Raw genomic sequence first — 18148 nt, 5'->3', positions numbered from 1 at the left:
AAGCGCGGCGCGCCGCTGCCCCTAGCGCAGCTTGTAGGCCACGCCGTCGCGGCCGGGGTCGGCGCCCCCGTGCAGGCCGTCGGCGCACACCTGCACGCCATGCACCCAGGCGATGGTGTAGTTGTAGGGGTTGCGGCCGATGCGGTAGCCGGCGGACTCCAGCTCACGCGTGACATGGCGCGGAATGCGGTTGCACACGTCAATGGCGTTGCTGGTGGAGGAAAAGCGCGGCGCCGAGACGGCGGCCTGCATCTCCATGCCGTGGTCGATCACGTTGAGCAGCACCTGCAGCACGCCCATGGCGATCTGCGTGCCGCCGGGTGCTCCCAGCACGATGTCCAGCCGCCCGTCCTTGAAGGTCATGGTGGGGCAGGACGAGGTGAAGCGGCTCTTGCCGGGCTGCAGGCTGCCCGCGCGGCCCGGGCGCGGGTCGAAGACGCCCATGCAGCCGTTGTAGAGAAAGCCCATGCCTGGCGTGATGACGCCCGAGGGCATGGCCAGCGAGTGCGTCATGGACACGGCGTTGCCGTCGGCATCCACCACGCTCAGGTGCGTGGTGTCGCGCGGCACGGGCGCGCCGGGGTTCAGGCGTTCCACGGTGAAGCGCCGGCCCGCGCGGATCTGCTCGGCCACCTCGCGCGCCCTGTCCTTGGACAGCAGCAGTTCCAGCGGCACCTCGAAGAACCGCGGGTCGCCGATGTAGCGGTCCTTGTCCGACGTGGCCTGCTTCATGGCCTCGCACACGCGCTGGATGTAGGCCGGGCTGTTGTGCTCCATCGCCCCCAGGTCGAAATGCTCCAGGATGTTGAGCATCTCCAGCAGCATGGCGCCGCCGCCCGGCGGCTGGTTGGTGGTGACGGTGCGGTCGCGGTAGCTGCCCACCAGCGGTGCGTGGCGCTGCACCTGGTACCGGGCCAGGTCTTCCAGGGTGATGAGCGCGCCCTGCGACTGCAGGTGGGCCATCATCTCTTGGGCCAGGTCGCCGTGGTAGAACGGGTGCGACCCCTCGTCGGCGATCCGCTGCAGCACGCGCGCCATGCCCTCGTTGCGCAGCGGCGCGCCGATGGGCTTGGGCCGGCCGTCGGGGCGGCAGTAGAGTTGGCGGCCCTCCGGGCTGTACTGCAGCCGCTCCAGGTTGCCCACGCGGCCCATGGTGGGTTCGTCGATCCAGAAGGCGTGCATGCCGGGGCGCACGAAGAAGCCCTCGCTGGCCCAGCGGATGGCGGGCTCGACCACCGCTTTCCAGGGCAGGCGCCCGTGGGCCTGGTGCATGGCCTCCAGGCCCTTGAGCGTGGCGGGCGTGCCGATGGACTGCGGTCCGATGTCGTTGACCCGGCCCCGCAGGATGAACCCGAAGCCGTCCGGCGTCTCGCCCTCGAGCAGGTGCTCCCACATGTCCTCGCGCGCGGCCAGCGGCGCGGGGGAGTGGAAGTCGAAGTACTCGTGCACCTGGGAGCCGGGCAGGTACACGGCCGCGGTGCCAAAGCCGGCAATGCCGCACATCAGCGGATCGACCACGGTCTGGGCCAGCGCCGTGGCCACCGCGGCGTCCACCGCGTTGCCGCCGGCGCGCAGGATGTCGATACCCGATTCGGCGGCCTCGGGCTGGGGGCAGACGACCATTGCTTCTCGTGTCATGGCGTAGGAGGGCGGTTGACGGAAGGGGGAGGTTCGCGGCGTGCTTACTTGGCGCTGAGGTTCAACGCATCCAGCGTGGGGCCCCAGGCCTTGGTGTCGCGGGCGGTGGTCTCCATGACCAGCGAGGCCGGCCCGGAGACCGGAATCACGCCCATGGACTTGAGCTTAGCCTGGACCTGTTCGTTCTGGTGGAACGCCTGCGTGGCCTGGTTGAGCTTGTCCACGATGTCGGCCGGCGTGCCGGCGCGCGCCACGATGCCGCTCCAGCCCATGTTGTCGAAGCCCTTCACGCCCAGCTCGCTGGCGGTGGGCACGTCCGGCAGGTCCGGGGCGCGCTGGGGCGCGAGCACCACCAGGGGATTCAGCTTCCTGTTCTTGATGTGGGGCAGCGCGGTGCCGTACACCGGGGCCATGACCTCCGTCTGCCCGCCCATGGTGGCCAGGATGCCGTCCGCCTCGCCCTTGTAGGGAATGTGGGTCATCGAGATGTCCAGCGCCTTGGACAGCAGCTCCACCGCCAGGTGCGTGGAGTTGCCCAGGCCCGCCGAGGCGAAGTTCAGCTTGCCGGGCGCGGCCTTCGCCTTATCGGTCAGCTCCTTGAGCGACTTGATACCCGTGGCCGGGTTGGCCGAGAGCACGAAGGGCACCGTGGTGAGCATGGCGACGCCCGCGAAGTCTTTCTCGGGGGCGTACGGCAGCGGCTTGTAGGTGAACTGGTTGAGCACCATCAGCGACACGCTGCCGTACAGCAGCGTGTAGCCGTCGGCCGGCTGGCCCAGCACGTTCTGCGCCGCGATGATGCCGCCCGCCCCCGGCTTGTTCTCCACCACGATGGTGCCGCCCAACGCCTTGCCGGCATGCTCGGCCCACAGGCGCGCGATGGTGTCGGAACTGCCGCCCGCCGCTTGCGAGACCACCAGGCGCACCGGGCGGTTAGGGTAGGCGCCCTGCGCGTACGCGGACACCGCAGAGGCCACGAGGGCGGCCCCCACCAGGAACTTGGAAACATGGCTCAGAGCGTGCGACACGGCGATCCCTTCGTTGACGGCGGTAAAAGATGAACACATTGTCATGACGCCTGGAGGCATCCGCCAGTGAAAAGGCACAATACAACCATGAAGGTTTACTCATGAATGAACGGCCGACCGGCACCTCCTGGGCGCGTCGCCTGAAGGTGCGGCACCTGGAGTCCTTCCTCGTGCTGGAGGAGGCGGGCACGCTCACCGAGGCGGCGGCGCGGCTGCACATGACCCAGTCGGCAATGTCGCACTGGCTGGCGGAACTGGAGAGCGTGGTGGGCACGCCGCTCGTGGTGCGCGGGCGCAGGGTGCAGCTCACGCCCGCGGGGCACCTGCTCAAGCGCCTGGCGATCAATGTGCTGGGGGACATCGTGCGCACCGGCAGCGAGATGCATGCCGTCGCCGAGGGGCGCGTGCCGCGGCTGAACGTCGGCAGCGTCTGGGCGGGGATCGCCGGAGGCCTGCCCGAAGCCGTGAATGCCTTCCAGCAGGACCATGCGAACGTGGCCGTGTTCATCCACGACGGCCCGTTCGACAACCTGCTGAAGGGGCTGGAAACGCGCGCGCTGGACGCGGTGATCGGCGTGCTGGATGCGCGTGCCCACCGTCCGGGGCTGGAGCACCGTGTCCTGTTCGATGACCAGGTGGCCATCGTCATCGGCCGCGGCAGCCAGTACTGGGACCGCTGGGAAGGGCTGAGCTTTGCCGACCTGCTGGCCGAGAAATGGGTCATGCCGCCCGGCGGCACCCTGACCCGCATCCAGATGGACGCCTTCCTCATCGCCCAGGAGGCCTCGTGGCTCACCCCGAAGGTGGAGACGGCCTCGCTGGCGATGATGCAGGCCCTGCTGCACAAGGGCGACTATGTGGGCGTGTGCTCCGAATCCATGGCCGACCACCTGGGCGCGCTGGGGCTGTTCCGCAAGATCGCCATCGACTCGCGCATCCGTTTCGGGCCCATCACCGTGGTCTGGAACCGCGACCATGCCTCGACGACGCTGATGGACTTCATCGGCTGCCTGCTGACCCATGCGCGTGGCGCGGAGGCCCGGCCCGCGACGCCCGTGCCGGCATGAGGTTTTCCGGTTAAAAACGCCGCAAACGCTTGTCCATAAAGCGTCATAAGCTCCTGAAAAAAGAGCGAACGGCGGCTCAGCGGGCCGGGCCCGAAGAGGTGCCCGGTCGGGCGCCTGCCCCGCGGCGGGCGATCTGCCGCAGCCCCTCCAGCCAGGCCAGGCCCAGGGCCAGCACCGCGGCGCCGGCGCCCCAGGCGGCCAGGCCTGCGGGGGCCAGGCCCATCAGCGCACGCAGAGCGGGAATGCCCAGGAGCGCTGCCAGCAACAGGCCCACGGCCGCCGCCATGGGCGCCAGCCAGCGGTTGGCGCGCGGCTGAAGCACCAGCAGCGGCCGCGTCGGGTCACGCTGCGCCTGGATGAGCAGCAGCACGCACACCAGCAGTGTGCCCAGCACCACGGCGCGGCCCTGGGCGGCCTCCCAGCCCTGGGCATGCAGCCAGGCTTGCGTCGCCAGCAGCAGCGCGGCCACGCCCAGGCCTTGTGCCAGGGGCCCCAGCAGCGCACGCAGGGCAAAGGGCGAGTCCTGCACCGGGCGGGCAGGGCGTTGCATGGTGTCGGCCTGCTCGGGCTCGGCCTCGAAGACGACGGAGCAGGCCGGGTCGATGAGCAGCTCCAGCAGCACGATGTGCACCGGCAGCAGCAGCGCGGGCCAGTGCAGCAGGGTAGGCACCAGCGCCAGCGCGACGATGGGCACGTGCACGGCGAAGACGAAGCGTGTGGCCTTGCGCACGTTGTCGTCGATGCGCCGCCCCTGGCGGATCGCGGCGACGATGTGCGCAAAGCTGTCTTGCAGCAGCACCAGGGCCGCGGCCTCGCGCGCCACATCGGTGCCGCGCTCGCCCATGGCGATGCCCACGTCGGCGGCCTTGAGCGCGGGGGCGTCGTTCACGCCGTCGCCGGTCATGGCCACCACGGCACCATCGGCGCGCAGGGCCTGTACCAGGCGCAGCTTGTGCGCGGGCTTGAGGCGCGCACACAGGTCGGTGTGGCGCAGGCGCTCGCGTAGCGTGGCGTCGTCCAGCGCTTGCAGCTCATCGCCGGTGAGCACCTGCGGCCGTTCGGACAGGCCCACCTGCCGCGCGATGGCGCGGGCGGTGGCCGGGTGGTCGCCCGTCATCATCACCACGCGCACGCCCGCGCTGCGGCATTGGGCGATGGCCTCGGGCACCTCGGGCCGGGGCGGATCGGCCAGCGCCACGAGGCCGAGGAACTCGAAGTCGAAGTCGTGCTGGCTGCCGGGCCATGCCGGTGGCTCGCCCGGCGAGGCGCCCTCCCCCGTCCACTGCCCGCGTGCCACGCCGAGCACGCGCAGGCCGCGCTCGGCCAGGTCTTCCACCTGCCGGCGCAGCGCCGCACGCCGGTCCGCGTCCAGGTGGCACAGGTCGGCCACGGCCTCGGGCGCCCCCTTGGTGGCCAGCAGGTGCTGTTGGGGCGCGCCGGTGGCGTACACGCGGGTCATGGCCAGGATCTCGCCCGACAGGTCGTAGGCGAACTCGGGCTCGCGCCCGTCGTGCACGTGCTCCGTCCCCTGCAGCCAGGTGTGGCCGAAGTGCTGAATGGCCTTTTCCATGGGGTCGAACGGATCGCCCGGCGTGGCCAGCATGGCCCATTCGACCAGTGGGTGCAGCGCCTCGGGCAGCGCCTGGGCGCCCTCGGCGCCCTCGGCGCGCCACTGCAGCGTGGGCGTGGCCAGCTCGGCCACGGCCATGCGGTTCATGGTCAAGGTGCCGGTCTTGTCCACCGCCAGCACGGTGACCGCGCCCAGGGTCTCCACGGCCGTGATGCGCCGCGTCAGCACCTGCCGCTGGGCGATGCGCCAGGCCCCCAGCGCCAGGAACACGGTGAGGATCACCGGGATTTCCTCGGGCAGCAGCGCCATGGCCAGGGCAATGCCCGACAGCAGGCTGTCCAGCAGCGGGCGGCCCGCCCAGCCCCAGCCCAGCAGCACCTGGGCGCCGGCCAGCACGAGGGCCAGAAGCCCCAGGCTGCGCACCAGCCGGCGCGAGCGCTGCTGCAGCGGCGAGGACGGCGTCTGTGTGGTCGCCAGGTCCGCGCCGATGCGGCCCACGGCGGTATGCCCTGCTGTGGCATGCACCCGCGCGAGGCCCGTTCCGCGGGTGACCACGGTGCTGGCGAACACGCGGTCGCTATCGGTGTCAGCCTGCAGGGTGGACGCGCTTTCGCTGGCGCAGGGGTGCTTGGCGGCGGGTACGGATTCCCCTGTGAGCAGGGATTCATCCACCTCCAGCTGGCCGCTGAGCAACTGGGCATCGCCGGCGACCCGGTCGCCTTCGCGCAGCACCAGCAGGTCGCCACACACCACATCCCGTCCCGCAATGCGCAGCTGCACTCCATCGCGCAGCACGAGGGCGCGGGGTGCGGACAGGTCGCGCAGCGACTCCAGCGCGCGCTGCGTGCGGCGCTCCTGCACCAGCGTGATGCCGATGACCACGAAGACGAAGCTGAGCAGGAACAGCGCCTCGCCCTTGTCCCCCAGCGCCAGATAGACGCCGCCCGCGGCCAGCAGCATGAGGAACATGGGCTCGGTGAGCACCTCGCGCACGATGGCGAACGTCGACTTGGGTGCGTTGCCGGGTAACTGGTTCGGTCCGTCGCGTGCCAGGCGTTCGGCGGCTTCGGCACTGCTCAGGCCCTGCAGGCCGTGGCGATGTGAGGAGGACTGTTCTGCCATGCAAGAGCGCGCCAGAAGTACAAGGGATGGCGGCAGTGTAGGTGCTTGCGCCGGGGAAATGGGTGTGAACTTTGGATAGCCAGACTCTGTATGGCACTGGGCAAAGAGCCCGCGGGGATCACTCCCGCATCCACGCACCCATCAATCGATCGGGTTGGGGCACGGCGATCTTTCGCCCCGTGACCCGCAGCAGCCCGGCCTGCTGCAACTCCTGCAGGATGCGCGAAAAGTGTTCGGGCGTGAGGTTCAGTTGCGAGGCGATCGCGTTCTTGGCGGCCGGGAGCGTGGTTTCAAAAGGGGCGCCCGGATCGTCGCAGCGGTGCAGCAGATAGGCCACGAACCGCTCGGTGCCGTTGCTCAGTGCCTGCCGTTCCAACTCCTGCACCAGGCCTTCCACGCGCCGGCTCAGGCCCACGATCATGGCGCGTGCAAACGAAGGGCTGCTGTCCAGCTCGTTGAAGATGGCCGTGCGGGCAATGCGCAGCAGCAGCGCGTCGCTGGCGGCCTCGGCGGTCACGACCGCCGCACGCTCCAGGAACATCACCGGCTCGCCGAAACATTGCCCCGGACCGGCCATGCCGGTCAGGCGCGGTGCGCCCTTGGGTGTGCGGCCCCAGAGCTTGATTTCGCCATAGACCACGACATACATGCCTTCCACCGGGTCGCCCCGGCGGAACACCGGCTCCCCGCGTTTGAAGGGGTGCCGCGTCGTAACGGCCGCCAGGCGCGCCAGCGTCGCGGTATCCAGCGCCTGGAACAGCGGCAGGCGCGCCAGGAGCACTTCGCTGGGAATCTCGCGCCGCGCCATGGCTCAACGGGTCGCCACTGCTACCCACTCTGATTCGCCGCCAGGCTGCAGCAACTGGGCGACCCACGCGCTCCAGGCTGACGCGAAGGCACGCCGGGCGTCTTCGGGGGCCCCGCGCGCCAGCGCGTCGCGCATCAGCTGGGCCAGGGCGGCCGAGCGGGGTGCCGGGAATCCCCGGCGCACCCACGCTACGGACTTCGCGGTATCCGTGCGCGTAAAGCGGATGTCTCCGTCCATGGGGACAGCAAATTGCAGCAGGTCCTTGCGGCCGAACTGCCCGGCCAAGCCCTTGAACCCGCCGGCGTTGGCGGCGCCTGTGACCAGGGCGGCCACGCTGGCAACCACGCCGGTCACGCCCTCGTCCAGCGGCTGGCGCAGCTCTACCCGGATGTCGCCGCGCCGCGGCGTGCCACCGGGGTACAGCTGCGCCAGGGCGGCGCGAGTCATGAGCCAGGCGCCGGCCACCGTGGGGCAGGAATGACCGGTCAGCTTGACTGCGTCGATGTAGCGGTAGTCCAGCAGGCCATCTTCAGCAGAGCCGAGTATCTGGGCCAGCGGATCCACCATCACGATGGAGGGCACGGCGTCGTAATAGGCGGGAGTTTTCATGGTTGCCATGGGTGTGTGATTCCTCGCTGGAGTCCTTGCAGGTGCCGCGCGCAAGGCCATGCCACGATCCGCCCAAGGATGGCCTTGCGCGGCACGTAGGGGTCGCGCCAGGTGCGGCTGTCGCTGGAGGCGTCTCGATTGTCCCCCAGCAGAAAATAGTGGTCCGGCAGCACGCGGTAGCTGTCAGTAAACACCGAAGGGCTGGCATAAGGTTCTGGCAGCACGCGGCCATCGATATGGACAGCGCCAGCCTTCAGGGCTACCTTTTCACCTGGCAGGCCGATGATGCGCTTGACCATCGCGTGACCCTGCTCGCCTAGGCGCACGATCACCATGTCACCCCGCCGCAGGGGCGTGGTGCGCCCCAGGCGGCGCGTCAGCGCCAGGCTGCCATCGGGCAGCGTGGGCGCCATGGAGTGCGATCGCACCCGGGTGAGCCAGAACATCAATGGTGCCCGCAGCCGCCGGCGGCGTGCCCGTGGCCGGCGTGTGCATGGTGGTGTTCATGGTCGTGTCCTTCGGCGTATTTGAAGAACGCGACGTAGGCATCCATGTAGGTGCGCGCGGCCACCAGGTCGTTGGTGTCGAAGCGCTTGAGCGCGAGGGCGTGGTTGAAGCGCTTTTCCAGTTCGTCCCAGCGCGCCGTGTCGATGAGGCCGCGCAGCGGCTCGATCGTCCCGCGCTCCAGCGCCTCGTCGGCCGCGCGCACCTGTGCGGGGATCACCGTGCCAGCGGGCTTGATGCCGTCGTAGGCTGCGCCTTCACCGGCGCGGTGGATGCGCACCAGGTTCTCCAAGAACCACTGGTCCGCCAACACTGCCGCTTCGCCGCCCGCGGTGCGAACCCGCCGGGCGCGCTCGAAGGCGGTACGGACTTCGTTCTCATCCTCGGGGCGCACCCACTTCAGTGCGATGTTGACGTTGCCGCAGTCCAGCGCGCGGCGCCCATCGGTGACGGCGGGGCCATCGTTGGTGTCGCAGTGGGCCGAGGCGGGGCGGACGGCCCAGTGGGCGAGCGAGTCAGCGAGGTGGCGCACGAATGCTGCGAGTTGCATGAATTTCTCCTTCAAGAAATGGGCCAATCGACCGCAGGCGCATGGGTTGCTGATGCCGGCCATCTCATGGGCTCCGGCATGGGACCATATGCCTGCTCTACAAGATAGAGCGCCGGCCGCCGGGGCGTTCAACCCAATGCCCGGTTCCTTAGCAAAAATCAAGATCCAGGCCCTGTGAGCGCTCGCCCAGGCCGGCGCAGCGGGGCTGCGGTGTATAACCCCTGCGCCGGTCGTCGTGGCCTTTTCCGATCTATGCACGTGAGTAGTTCCCCCGGATTTTTCGAACACCAGCATGAGCGCCTGGAGGCGCAGCTGCATGCCCATCTGCTGGATGTCGTGGGCGCGGATTTCGAGGGCGCGCTGCGGCGCCTGCAGCGCTGGCGCGCCGACCTGGCCCAGCACATCGAGATCGAAAATACGCGGCTACTGCCCCATGTGCCGCCGGGTGCCCGCTGGGCCGCGCGGGTGTACCTGGTGGAGCACGACCGTATCGCGCTGCTGGCCGACGAGTACCTGCTGAAGGTGCGGGCAATGGCGCAGCAGCCGCCGCAGGGCGAGCAGGCCCGCCGCGCTGCGGTGCTGGGGCTGCTGGATGCGGCGCATGCGCTGCGGCATGTCCTGGAGCATCACCATGAGCGCGAGCACCAGGCGCTGGCGCATGAATTGCCCGAAAGCCTGCAGGCTGCGGCGTGGAATGGCGTGGAGCCCGGCGGCGCATAAGCGGCCTCGTGGGTTCCAGCTCCTTGCCTCGTCCCGTCAGACCTCCGTCTGCGCCGCGGCCACCCAGCGCAGGCCCCTGCCGCGGCTGAAGTAGTAGTCGCCCTGGGGGCTGATGACGACGGCGCGGCAGGCGGCAGGGTCCGAAAAATACTGCCACCCGTGGGCGCGCTCCTGGGCGCTTGCATTGTTGGGGATGGTCTGCATGCCCTGGCCTGCGTTGTCGTTGCAGCGCGTGACCATGGCGCGCTCACGCGGGTGGCGGCGGTCCTGGTGGTCGCGGTCCCCGGCAAATGCGGGGGCGCCGAGGGCGGCCACCAGCATTCCGATCGCGGCGAGAGAGAAGGTGGTGCGCATGATGAACTCCTTTGTGCCCGGTGATTGCAGCCGAAAGTGACTGTGCCTGCAGTCTGCGCGGGAGGCGGTGAATCAGTGCTGAACGCTGGATTCACCTGCCGTTCATACCCCGCTCGCCGGTGCGCCCGAGCCGAACCGGCCCAGCCCCAGCGTGACCAGTCCGTTGCCGCGCCTCAGCATCCACAGCACCTCCAGCCCCATGCGCTGGGCCAGCGCCAGCCCTTCGCCAGGGCCGGCCACCAGCAGCGCGGTGGCCCAGGCGTCGGCGTGCATGCACTGGCGCGCCAACACGGTGACAGAGGCGACTTCGTTGCGCACGGGGGCGCCACGGCGCGTGTCCATGGTGTGCGCCAGCCGTGCGTCGCCTACCCGGAGATAGTGCCGGTAGTCACCCGAGGTCGCCACAGCCAGGTCCTGCAGTTCGACCACGCTGTGCACGGCGCGGCGGCCGGTCTCGGGGCTTTCCACCGCGACGGCCCAGGGTTGGCCATCGGCCTGGCCGCCCACGGCGCGCAGCTCGCCGTCCAGCGCCACCAGGGCGTGCGGCACGCCGTTCTGCCGCAGCACGTCGGCCATGCGGTCCACGGCGTAGCCCTTGGCGATCCCGCACAGGTCCAGGTGCACGGGTGCGTGCTTGCGGGCGCGCAGCATGCCGCTGTCCAGCTCCAGCGCCTCGTACGTGGGGGTGCGCGCGACAGGTGCCGCGCTGGTGGCTGTGCGGATCGCCTTGGCGTCGGGAGCGTCGCGCACCGCTCCAAAGCCCCAGGCATCGACCAGCGCACCCGCGGCCGGGTCGAAGGCGCACGCACTCAGGCGGCAGACGTCCAGCGCGCAGACCAATACTTCCAGGATTTCAGCGGGCAGCGTGACCCAGGCCCCCACGGGGGCGTGGTTCAAGCGGTTGAGATCGCTGCCCGGCAGCCAGGGCGACATCTGCACATCCACGAGTTGCACGGCGGCGGCCAGCGCGGTTTGCAGCGCCTGCACATCGGTGTCTGGCGCCGCATCGCAGGTAACCGACCAGCGCGTGCCCATGGTGGGGCCATGCAGCGCCAGCCGCCGCGGGTCAGAACAGGTCTTCGGCATAGCGTCCCTGCTCTTTCAGTTGCGCCAGGCTCTGGCCCTGCGGGCCCAGCAGCGCATCCAGCACCTGTGCCACGCCCTGGGCCATGGCGCGGCTGCCGCACACACGCACGAGGGCGCCCTGCGCGATCAGTGCAAGCACCTGCGTGGCATCGCGGCGTAGGATTTCCTGCACATAGCCACCGCCCGGTGTACGGGAGAACGTGGTGTGCAGCCCGGCCAGGCGGCCGTCGGCCTGCCAGGACGGGAGCTCGGTGCCGAAGTAGAAGTCCCGTTCGGGATGGCGCGCGCCGTAGTACAGGTGCATGGGGCGGTGGCGCGTGTTGTCGCGTATGAAACCTGCCAGTGGCGCCACGCCCGTTCCCGCGCCGATCAGCAGTACTGGCGCGCGGCCCGCGGGCAGCACGAAGCCCGGGTTGGAGCGGATGAACGCCTGCACACTGTCGCCCGCCTGCAGCGCATGCAGGTGGCTGGAACACACGCCGCCGGGCATGCGGCGCACGCAGATTTCCACGAAGCCGTCGCGCGTGCCGCTGGCCAGCGAGTAGTAGCGCGGCACGGCCTGGCCGGGCGCGACGATGCCGATCAGGTCGCCCGCGGCGAAGCGGGGCAGGCCGCGGGCGGGCAGGGCAAAGCGCAGGATGGCCGCGGGTTCGCCCGCGCCGCCCGGAAAGTCTTGCCGCGCGGCGAGCGTCAGTGCCACCGTGCGCGGCAGGCGCGGCTGGTAGTCGATCTGCAGGGGCAGACCCAGTGCTTGCGACAAGGCCCGTCCCCAGCGTGCGAACTCCTGCGCGGACTGCTGATGGATGCGCTCCAGCGGCAGCAGCGTGGGCCAGCCCTGCGCGCACAGCGCCTGCTCCAGCGCCTCGGCATACGCGCAGAAGGCGGGAAACTGCCGGTCGCCAAAGCCCAGTACCGTGACTTGCGCTCCCGTGACGGGCTGGCGCGTGATGGCGTCCAGCGCGCGCGCCGCATGGGCCGGCGGCTGGCCGTCGCCATAGGTGGCCGCCAGCACATAGACCTGGCGTGCGGTCGGTGGCACGCGCCAGTGCTCCAGTGCCGTGGTGTGCACGCGCTGGCCTGTGGCGACCAGTGCGGCATGCAGGGCCTGGGCAAAGCCCCAGGTGGTGCCGCCTTCGCTGGCCACGAAGACCAGGCTGTCGGCTTGCGCGAGCGGGCTGTTGTTGGCCATGCGGGGGCGGCTGCGACGGGCCTGCCACCACAACACCACGCCCGTGGTCCAGAACAGCGGGATGCTGGCTCCCATGGCGCCCAGCACCAGCGCCCATACCCACGCGCCTTCGCCGGTGTGCAGCAGCAACGCCCAGTCGTGTACGCGCTGCGCCGCCGTGGCGTCCTGCCAGGCCAGGGTCTGGCCACTGTAGCGGTCTACCCAGCCCTGGCCCTGCGCGGTGGTCACGCGCCAGGTGTCTTGCGGATCGTCGGCCGCCGGCAGATTCAGCTTGCGCAGGTCCTGAACGCGCAGCTCCTGCAGCAGGGGCAATTGGTCGGCGCGCAGGGCGGCCTGGCTGCCCTGTACGGAGGCCACGTCGGGCTCTGCCAGGGCATCCAGCGGCAGCAGGCCGAAGGTGGCGGCGCTCATGACCAGGGCAGCAGCGGCGGACACCGCCAGCACCAACAGGATGACCCGTCCCGCCAGCACGTGCAGGCGCTGCGCCAGCGTGCCGCGCACCGGGCCGGCCAGTTGCCGCCAGCCGCCCATGCGGCGCAGCAGCAGCACCAGCCCCGAGACCGAGAGCACCAGCATGGCGAGCGCCACCACGGCCGCGGTCATGCGCCCGGCGTCGCCCAGCAGCAGGGAGCGGTGCAGGTTCTTCACCCAGCGTGGCAGCAGCGAGGGCTCGTAGCCGCCCAGCACGCGGCCGTCCACAGGGTCCACACGCAGGGCCTGGGCCTGGCCGTTGTCAAAGGCATGCACCACGATGCCACCCGAGGGCAGGTGGCGGATTTCCTCCGCGCCGGGCACGTTGGCCTGCACGCGCTGCACCAGCGTCGCCACCGGCAGGTCCTGCGCCGCGGGGGCTGCCTGCCAAGCGTTGCGCAGCGGGTCGAGGGCCAACAGTGTGCCCGTAATGCCCAGCACCAGCGCGAGCGCGCCGGCCACCAGGCCCAACCAGCGGTGGATCTGCCGCCAAACCATGGATGCCCCCTCGCTTATTTCAGTTGGTAGGTGAACGACTGGATGTACTGCTTGCCCGCCTGCGGCTTGCCGGCCTGGGCGGTGGACAGGGGCACGCGGATCTCCGACGGGCTGTCGCGCATGTCCTCGGCGGCGGCGTCGATGCGGATCTCGTAGCCCGCGTCGAGCAGCGCGTCGGCCAGGTCGGCCGTCACCTTGAGCGTGCGGCCCGCGCCCACGCTGGCGCCGGTCACGCCCTGCAGGCGCTTGCCGTCCTTGGCGGACAGGCGGTTCCAGTCGGCCAAGTGCTTGTAGTACTTGGCCTTGCCGCCGGCCACCCACAGCGTGCCCGCGTAGGCGCCCTTGGCGTCGGTGAGGTAGACGGCGAGGTAGGCGCCGTCGCCGCCGTAGTTCTTGAGGGTGGTCGAGAGCGTGACCTCGCGGCTGTGTGCCAAGGCGGGCAGGGTCAGCGCGCAGGCGGCGGCCACGGTGGTCAGCAGGGGTTTGGTGCTGGACATGGAGGTTCTCCGGTAAGAGCGTGTGGATGATTCAAAGGGTCATTCGATCTGGCTGCGTGGCGTGGTGCCGGGCGTCAGTACGGGGTTTTGGGCCGGCGCCGTCAGGGGTGCCGCAGTGTCCTGGGCGGGAGCCGCATCGCGGGACGGGGTGCGATCGCGCTCGCGCCGGCGTTCGCGCTCAGGTTCATGGCTGTCATCGCGCAGTTTCATCTTCACCACGCGCAGCGTCTGGGGGTCCAGCTTGGCCTTGAAGGCACGGCCCTGGGCGTCGCGGCCGCGCACTTCGTAGCAGCCGTCATCGATCTTGAGGCGCTGCACCTGCCAGCCCTGAGCGGCCGCGTGCCGCATCACGGCGTCGCGTGACTGCCAGTGCTGCACGGGGGCCTCGCAGTCATCGTCCGCCAGCGCAGGGGCTGCTGCTAGGGCCAGGCACAGGGCCAGCAACGGGGTCGGGTGTTTCATGGAAAGCTCCTTTCGGTGGATCAACGCATGGCAAAGGACTCGCGGTGCACGCGCCACGGGCGGGGGCCGCTGGCGTGCGCGTGCAGCGCATCGCCCAGACCCTGCGGACCGCAGAACCAGATGTCCAGCGGGCCGGGGGTGGCCTCCAGGTCCTGGGGCCTGAGGCGCTGGCCCTGGGCGTCGCCGTGCACCGTGAGCGTGACCGGTGGTTGGGCCTGCGCGCACAGCGTGCGCAGGCGCGGCAGCAGCGGATCGGTGGCGGCGTCGCGGGTGCAGTAGTGCATCTGCACCGGCTGCAGTTTGGAGGGCCCCGGCGTGGCGCCCGGCTGCCGGGCTTCCAGCAGTGCCAGGAAAGGCGTGATGCCCACGCCACCCGCCACCCACACCTGTTGGCGGCGGTGGCGGCCCCGGCCGTCGAAGCGGCCGTAGGGGCCTTCGATGTCCACGCGCTGCCCGGCCTGCAGGCGTCGGCCCAGGGTGCGGGTGTAGTCGCCCAGTGGCTTGATGACCAGACGCAGCAATGACTCGCCTTGCGCACTGGTGCCCAGGCTGCCCGGTGCGCTGGCGATGGTGAAGGGGTGCGCGCCTTCCGACGCATCAAAGCGCACGAAGGCGAACTGCCCCGCGCGGTGGCCTGGCCAGCTTGCCGGCAGGGCGCAGATCACCTCAACGGGCGCCGCCGCGCCGCCATCGCCCAGCGTGCGCACCGCATGGATGTGGCCGGCGTGGCTGCGTGCGCGGCCGATCCAGCCGGCCAGCGACCACACGGCGGCCAGGCTGCCCAGCGCCAGCAACGTGCCCATCAGCAGGCCCAGCGGGAGCGTCCAGAAGGTCAGCGGCATCAGCGCCACGGTATGCAGCGTGAGCGCCAGAAACACCAGCGGCATGGCGCGGTGCAGGAAGCGCCACGGCTTGTAGGCCAGCAGCCGGGTCAGCAGCGTGATGGCCACCATGGCCAGCAGCAGGTAAAAAGCCATCTCGCCCAGGTCCTTGGCAAAGCCCCGGGCGTCGGTGAGCCAGGGCAGAACGGCGTCACGTGCCGGCCGGCCGGCGCGGCCCCACAGGCCCTTGATCCAGTCGCTGGATGCATCGGCGCCCCAGTGCAGGATGGCCGTCAGCGCCGCACCGATGCCGGCCCACTTGTGCAGGCGGTAGACCTGGTCCATGCCGCCCAGCGGGCGCTCCAGCCAGGGCAGGCGCAGCGCCAGCACCATGGCCAGTGCCATCAGGCCGATGCTCCACAGACCCGAGAGATACAGCGCCTGTTGGCGCAGCTGCCACCAGCCAGTGGCCGCCCCCTGTGCATCCACAAGGGGGGAGACGCCCAGCTCGGGCGGCAGTACCGCGAGCCAGGCCAGCGTGATGGCCAGCAGCCAGCCTCCCAGGACGATCTTGATGCGCATGGCGTTTCCTTCTTGTGCGTTGAGCAAGTGGCCCGCCGGGTGTGTGGCGAGCGGCTTGGCAACGATTCTGGAAAAGCCACGATGAACTCGTGCTGAAGGCCGCGTTCATGCGACATTCATCGCCGTGCACGTATAAAAAACGCCCATGAACGCATTGCGCCGCCCCTTCGTGCTGATGGCCCTTGCGGTGGCCGCCGCCACCGCGGGCACTGCCGCGCAGGCCGCCGAGCGCGGCCATGGCGACCATGACCTGGCGCGCCAGGCCCTGGAGCGCGGCCAGGTGCTGCCGCTGCGTACCGTGCTCGAGAAGGTCGAGCGCGAGTACCAGGGCCAGGTGCTCAAGGTAGAGTTCGAGCATGATGACGGTCGCTTCCTCTACGAGATCCGCCTGCTGCAGCAGGACGGCCGCATGGCCAAGCTGAAGATCGACGCGGTCGATGGACGTGTGCTGCAGATCAAACGCAAGGAACATTGATGCGCATCCTCGTCGTGGAAGATGAACCTACGCTGCGGGACCAACTGGTGCAGGCGATCGCCGCGGCGGGCCACACGGTGGAAGCCGCCAGCGACGGCGCGCAGGCCCACTACCTGGGCGAGGTGGAAGACTTTGACGCCGTGGTGCTGGACCTGGGCCTGCCCGTGCTGGACGGCCTGTCGGTGCTGCGCCGCTGGCGCGCGGCGGGGCGCAACATGCCGGTGCTGATCCTTACCGCGCGCGCCGCCTGGCATGAGAAGGTGGCGGGCATGGACGCGGGCGCAGACGATTACCTGGCCAAGCCCTTCCACATGGAGGAGCTGCTCGCGCGCCTGCGTGCGCTGCTGCGCCGCCTGGGGGAGCACGCCAGCGCGCAGTGGCAGTGCGGCCCGATCTGGCTGGACACGCGCCAGGCGCGCGTGCTGGTGGACGGCCAGCCGCTCACGCTCACCAGCCATGAGTTCAAACTGCTCTCGCTCCTGATGCAGCGCAAGGGGCAGGTGCTGTCGCGCACCGAGCTGTCCGAGCACATCTACCCGCACGACAATGATCGTGACTCCAACACCATCGAGGTCTTCGTGGGCCGCCTGCGCAAGAAGCTGCCGCCGGGCAGCATCGAGACCGTGCGCGGCCTGGGCTACCGCCTGGCCGAGGCCGGCGCCACGGCATGAGGGTGGGCGGCTCTCTGCGCCTGCGCCTGCTGGCGGGCACGCTGGCGTGGATGCTGCTCAGCGTCGCGCTCGCGGGCTGGGCGCTGCGCACCTTGTTCCAAGACCACATCACCCAGCAGCTACAGGCGCAACTGGTGGTGCAGCTCGACCAGCTCAGCGCCTCGGTGGAATGGACCCCGCAGGGCGGCACGGCCGTGGCGCCGCTGGCCGGTGATGCGCGGCTGGCGCAGCCGCTGTCGGGCCTGTATTGGCAGGTGGACCAGGTGGGCGCGGCGCCGCAGGCCGCGGTGGCGCGCTCGCGCTCGCTGTGGGACCATGTGCTGGCGCTGCCGCCCGTGCCGGGCGACTACCCCGCGCGCGGCTACCGCGTGCTGCAGCTGCACGATGCGCAGGGCCATGCGCTGCTGTCCGTGGCACGCACTCTGCAGCTGCCCGAGGACGACGCCCCGCCGCTGCGCCTGGTCGTGGCGGGCGACACGGCCCTGCTGGCCGAGCCGCTGCAGCGTTTCACCCACCTGCTGCTGATCGCACTGGGCCTGCTGGCGCTGGGCCTGGCCATCGCCGTGGCGGTGCAGTTGCAGCTGGCACTGCGCCCGCTGCAACTGCTGCGCGAGCAGCTGGCCACCGTGCGCGGCGGGCGCGCCGCGAGGCTGGAGGGGTGCTTCCCGCAGGAGCTGCAGCCGCTGGTCAATGAGTTCAACCATGTGCTGGCCGAGAACGCCGACATGGTGCAGCGCGCGCGCACCCAGGCGGGCAACCTGGCGCATGCGGTGCACACGCCGCTGTCCATCCTGGCGAATGCCGCGGCACAAGAGAGCACGCCGCTGGCGCAGCTGGTGACCGAGCAGGTGGCCAGCGCGCGCCGCCAGGTGGACTACCACCTCGCCCGCGCCCGTGCCGCCGCCGCCGTGCGCGCCACGGGGCTGCGCACGCCGGTGCTGGCGCCCGTACAGGCCCTGCTGCGCACCATGCAGCGCCTGCATGCCGACCGGCAGTTGGCGTTCGAGCTGGCGCCGCAGGCGCAAGACGGCGCCTTTCGCGGCGAGGAGCAGGATCTGTACGAACTGCTGGGCAACCTGATCGACAACGCCGGCAAGTGGGCGCGCACGCGCGTGGTGGTGGACGTGCGGCGCGAGGGCGATCTGCTGTGCTTCACCGTGGACGACGACGGCCCCGGCATTCCGGAGGCGCTGCGCGACCGCATGTTCGAGCGCGGCGTGCAGTTGGACGAGCAGCGCCCCGGCTCGGGGCTGGGGCTGGACATCGTGCGCGCGCTGGCGCAGACCTATGGCGGCAGCGTGCAGGCGCAGGCCTCGCCGCTGGGCGGGGCGCGGCTGCGCCTGTGCCTGCCGGCGGCGGAGGGCGGCGGCGCTGCGTGAGTGCGGCTGGCACAATCCCGGAGTCTTCCGCTATCTGAATCCGCGCC

The 18148-nt window shown here is 70.4% G+C and carries 19 protein-coding genes; 6 read left to right on the top strand and 13 right to left on the bottom strand.

The window, feature by feature from the left end; genetic code table 11:
• Nucleotides 1-21 precede the first annotated feature (21 nt).
• Nucleotides 22-1638, bottom strand: a complete 1617-nt coding sequence (ggt, locus tag PCQ86_RS19520; RefSeq protein WP_270174546.1) for a gamma-glutamyltransferase — start codon at nucleotides 1636-1638, stop codon at nucleotides 22-24.
• Between the two features lie 44 nt (nucleotides 1639-1682).
• Entirely contained in the window at nucleotides 1683-2666 is a 984-nt protein-coding gene (locus PCQ86_RS19515; RefSeq protein ID WP_187305976.1) for a Bug family tripartite tricarboxylate transporter substrate binding protein, read from the bottom strand.
• Nucleotides 2667-2767: 101 nt separating this feature from the next.
• On the opposite strand from PCQ86_RS19515, the gene PCQ86_RS19510 reads away from it, so the two are divergent.
• Complete coding sequence (locus PCQ86_RS19510) at nucleotides 2768-3733, top strand: LysR family transcriptional regulator (RefSeq protein WP_270174545.1); 966 nt, start codon at nucleotides 2768-2770, stop codon at nucleotides 3731-3733.
• Between the two features lie 76 nt (nucleotides 3734-3809).
• Here the strand turns inward: PCQ86_RS19510 and PCQ86_RS19505 are convergent, their stop codons facing one another.
• The 5 genes from PCQ86_RS19505 to PCQ86_RS19485 form a co-directional block, all read right to left on the bottom strand.
• Nucleotides 3810-6425, bottom strand: a complete 2616-nt coding sequence (locus PCQ86_RS19505) for a cation-translocating P-type ATPase (protein ID WP_270174544.1) — start codon at nucleotides 6423-6425, stop codon at nucleotides 3810-3812.
• 118 nt (nucleotides 6426-6543) lie between these two features.
• On the bottom strand, nucleotides 6544-7233 hold the full coding sequence (locus PCQ86_RS19500; RefSeq protein ID WP_015914653.1) for a Crp/Fnr family transcriptional regulator: 690 nt from the start codon (nucleotides 7231-7233) through the stop codon (nucleotides 6544-6546).
• A gap of 3 nt (nucleotides 7234-7236) precedes the next feature.
• Nucleotides 7237-7851 carry a hypothetical protein gene (locus tag PCQ86_RS19495; RefSeq protein WP_202944278.1) on the bottom strand — a complete coding sequence of 205 codons (615 nt, stop codon included), beginning with the start codon at nucleotides 7849-7851 and terminating at the stop codon, nucleotides 7237-7239.
• Nucleotides 7839-8288: a signal peptidase I gene (lepB, locus tag PCQ86_RS19490; protein ID WP_015914651.1), complete on the bottom strand. Its 450-nt coding sequence runs from the start codon at nucleotides 8286-8288 to the stop codon at nucleotides 7839-7841. Before lepB ends, PCQ86_RS19495 begins: the two co-directional genes overlap by 13 nt.
• On the bottom strand, nucleotides 8288-8896 hold the full coding sequence (locus PCQ86_RS19485; RefSeq protein ID WP_015914650.1) for a DUF6448 family protein: 609 nt from the start codon (nucleotides 8894-8896) through the stop codon (nucleotides 8288-8290). The genes lepB and PCQ86_RS19485 overlap by 1 nt, the downstream gene beginning before the upstream one ends.
• Between PCQ86_RS19485 and PCQ86_RS19480 the strand changes: the two genes are divergently transcribed.
• Together PCQ86_RS19480 and PCQ86_RS19475 are read left to right on the top strand one after the other, a co-directional pair.
• Entirely contained in the window at nucleotides 8895-9074 is a 180-nt protein-coding gene (locus PCQ86_RS19480; RefSeq protein WP_270174543.1) for a hypothetical protein, read from the top strand. The genes PCQ86_RS19485 and PCQ86_RS19480 overlap by 2 nt on opposite strands.
• A gap of 74 nt (nucleotides 9075-9148) precedes the next feature.
• Nucleotides 9149-9616, top strand: coding sequence for a hypothetical protein (locus PCQ86_RS19475; protein WP_270174542.1), 468 nt, complete (start codon nucleotides 9149-9151; stop codon nucleotides 9614-9616).
• Nucleotides 9617-9652: 36 nt separating this feature from the next.
• On the opposite strand, the gene PCQ86_RS19470 is transcribed toward PCQ86_RS19475, so the two are convergent.
• The 6 genes from PCQ86_RS19470 to PCQ86_RS19445 form a co-directional block, all read right to left on the bottom strand.
• Nucleotides 9653-9970 (bottom strand): hypothetical protein, encoded by a 318-nt coding sequence (locus PCQ86_RS19470; RefSeq protein ID WP_011807170.1) that lies wholly within the window; start codon nucleotides 9968-9970, stop codon nucleotides 9653-9655.
• A gap of 102 nt (nucleotides 9971-10072) precedes the next feature.
• On the bottom strand, nucleotides 10073-11056 hold the full coding sequence (locus PCQ86_RS19465; RefSeq protein WP_270174541.1) for an FAD:protein FMN transferase: 984 nt from the start codon (nucleotides 11054-11056) through the stop codon (nucleotides 10073-10075).
• Nucleotides 11037-13214, bottom strand: a complete 2178-nt coding sequence (locus PCQ86_RS19460; RefSeq protein WP_270174540.1) for a PepSY domain-containing protein — start codon at nucleotides 13212-13214, stop codon at nucleotides 11037-11039. The genes PCQ86_RS19465 and PCQ86_RS19460 overlap by 20 nt, the downstream gene beginning before the upstream one ends.
• 14 nt (nucleotides 13215-13228) lie before the next feature.
• Complete coding sequence (locus tag PCQ86_RS19455) at nucleotides 13229-13711, bottom strand: DUF2271 domain-containing protein (protein ID WP_047349248.1); 483 nt, start codon at nucleotides 13709-13711, stop codon at nucleotides 13229-13231.
• A gap of 39 nt (nucleotides 13712-13750) precedes the next feature.
• On the bottom strand, nucleotides 13751-14173 hold the full coding sequence (locus tag PCQ86_RS19450; RefSeq protein WP_103737009.1) for a PepSY domain-containing protein: 423 nt from the start codon (nucleotides 14171-14173) through the stop codon (nucleotides 13751-13753).
• Nucleotides 14174-14193: 20 nt separating this feature from the next.
• A complete protein-coding gene (locus PCQ86_RS19445; RefSeq protein WP_270174539.1) occupies nucleotides 14194-15576 on the bottom strand; it encodes a ferredoxin reductase family protein in 1383 nt (460 codons plus the stop codon).
• 145 nt (nucleotides 15577-15721) lie between these two features.
• Here PCQ86_RS19445 and PCQ86_RS19440 point away from each other — a divergent pair, with 145 nt between their 5' ends.
• The 3 genes from PCQ86_RS19440 to PCQ86_RS19430 are packed head-to-tail and all read left to right on the top strand — an operon-like array spanning nucleotide 15722 to nucleotide 18101.
• On the top strand, nucleotides 15722-16051 hold the full coding sequence (locus tag PCQ86_RS19440) for a PepSY domain-containing protein (RefSeq protein ID WP_172209003.1): 330 nt from the start codon (nucleotides 15722-15724) through the stop codon (nucleotides 16049-16051).
• Complete coding sequence (locus PCQ86_RS19435) at nucleotides 16051-16722, top strand: response regulator transcription factor (protein ID WP_270174538.1); 672 nt, start codon at nucleotides 16051-16053, stop codon at nucleotides 16720-16722. Before PCQ86_RS19440 ends, PCQ86_RS19435 begins: the two co-directional genes overlap by 1 nt.
• Nucleotides 16719-18101 (top strand): sensor histidine kinase, encoded by a 1383-nt coding sequence (locus tag PCQ86_RS19430; RefSeq protein ID WP_270174537.1) that lies wholly within the window; start codon nucleotides 16719-16721, stop codon nucleotides 18099-18101. The genes PCQ86_RS19435 and PCQ86_RS19430 overlap by 4 nt, the downstream gene beginning before the upstream one ends.
• Nucleotides 18102-18148: the final 47 nt, after the last annotated feature.

Source organism: Diaphorobacter sp. ED-3 (assembly GCF_027625375.1).
Lineage (GTDB): Bacteria > Pseudomonadota > Gammaproteobacteria > Burkholderiales > Burkholderiaceae_C > Diaphorobacter > Diaphorobacter nitroreducens.
Note: the sequence above shows the minus strand (reverse complement) of the source record. Positions and strands in the feature narration are given on the sequence as shown.

Excerpts from the sequence above, each read along its gene's own strand:
- ggt (WP_270174546.1), bottom strand. The coding sequence starts at position 1,638 with ATGACACGAGAAGCAATGGTCGTCTGCCCCCAGCCCGAGGCCGCCGAA.
- PCQ86_RS19510 (WP_270174545.1), top strand. The coding sequence starts at position 2,768 with ATGAATGAACGGCCGACCGGCACCTCCTGGGCGCGTCGCCTGAAGGTG.
- PCQ86_RS19505 (WP_270174544.1), bottom strand. The coding sequence starts at position 6,425 with ATGGCAGAACAGTCCTCCTCACATCGCCACGGCCTGCAGGGCCTGAGC.
- PCQ86_RS19500 (WP_015914653.1), bottom strand. The coding sequence starts at position 7,233 with ATGGCGCGGCGCGAGATTCCCAGCGAAGTGCTCCTGGCGCGCCTGCCG.
- PCQ86_RS19495 (WP_202944278.1), bottom strand. The coding sequence starts at position 7,851 with ATGGCAACCATGAAAACTCCCGCCTATTACGACGCCGTGCCCTCCATC.
- lepB (WP_015914651.1), bottom strand. The coding sequence starts at position 8,288 with ATGTTCTGGCTCACCCGGGTGCGATCGCACTCCATGGCGCCCACGCTG.
- PCQ86_RS19480 (WP_270174543.1), top strand. The coding sequence starts at position 8,895 with ATGAATTTCTCCTTCAAGAAATGGGCCAATCGACCGCAGGCGCATGGG.
- PCQ86_RS19485 (WP_015914650.1), bottom strand. The coding sequence starts at position 8,896 with ATGCAACTCGCAGCATTCGTGCGCCACCTCGCTGACTCGCTCGCCCAC.
- PCQ86_RS19475 (WP_270174542.1), top strand. The coding sequence starts at position 9,149 with ATGCACGTGAGTAGTTCCCCCGGATTTTTCGAACACCAGCATGAGCGC.
- PCQ86_RS19470 (WP_011807170.1), bottom strand. The coding sequence starts at position 9,970 with ATGCGCACCACCTTCTCTCTCGCCGCGATCGGAATGCTGGTGGCCGCC.
- PCQ86_RS19465 (WP_270174541.1), bottom strand. The coding sequence starts at position 11,056 with ATGCCGAAGACCTGTTCTGACCCGCGGCGGCTGGCGCTGCATGGCCCC.
- PCQ86_RS19460 (WP_270174540.1), bottom strand. The coding sequence starts at position 13,214 with ATGGTTTGGCGGCAGATCCACCGCTGGTTGGGCCTGGTGGCCGGCGCG.
- PCQ86_RS19455 (WP_047349248.1), bottom strand. The coding sequence starts at position 13,711 with ATGTCCAGCACCAAACCCCTGCTGACCACCGTGGCCGCCGCCTGCGCG.
- PCQ86_RS19450 (WP_103737009.1), bottom strand. The coding sequence starts at position 14,173 with ATGAAACACCCGACCCCGTTGCTGGCCCTGTGCCTGGCCCTAGCAGCA.
- PCQ86_RS19445 (WP_270174539.1), bottom strand. The coding sequence starts at position 15,576 with ATGCGCATCAAGATCGTCCTGGGAGGCTGGCTGCTGGCCATCACGCTG.
- PCQ86_RS19440 (WP_172209003.1), top strand. The coding sequence starts at position 15,722 with ATGAACGCATTGCGCCGCCCCTTCGTGCTGATGGCCCTTGCGGTGGCC.
- PCQ86_RS19435 (WP_270174538.1), top strand. The coding sequence starts at position 16,051 with ATGCGCATCCTCGTCGTGGAAGATGAACCTACGCTGCGGGACCAACTG.
- PCQ86_RS19430 (WP_270174537.1), top strand. The coding sequence starts at position 16,719 with ATGAGGGTGGGCGGCTCTCTGCGCCTGCGCCTGCTGGCGGGCACGCTG.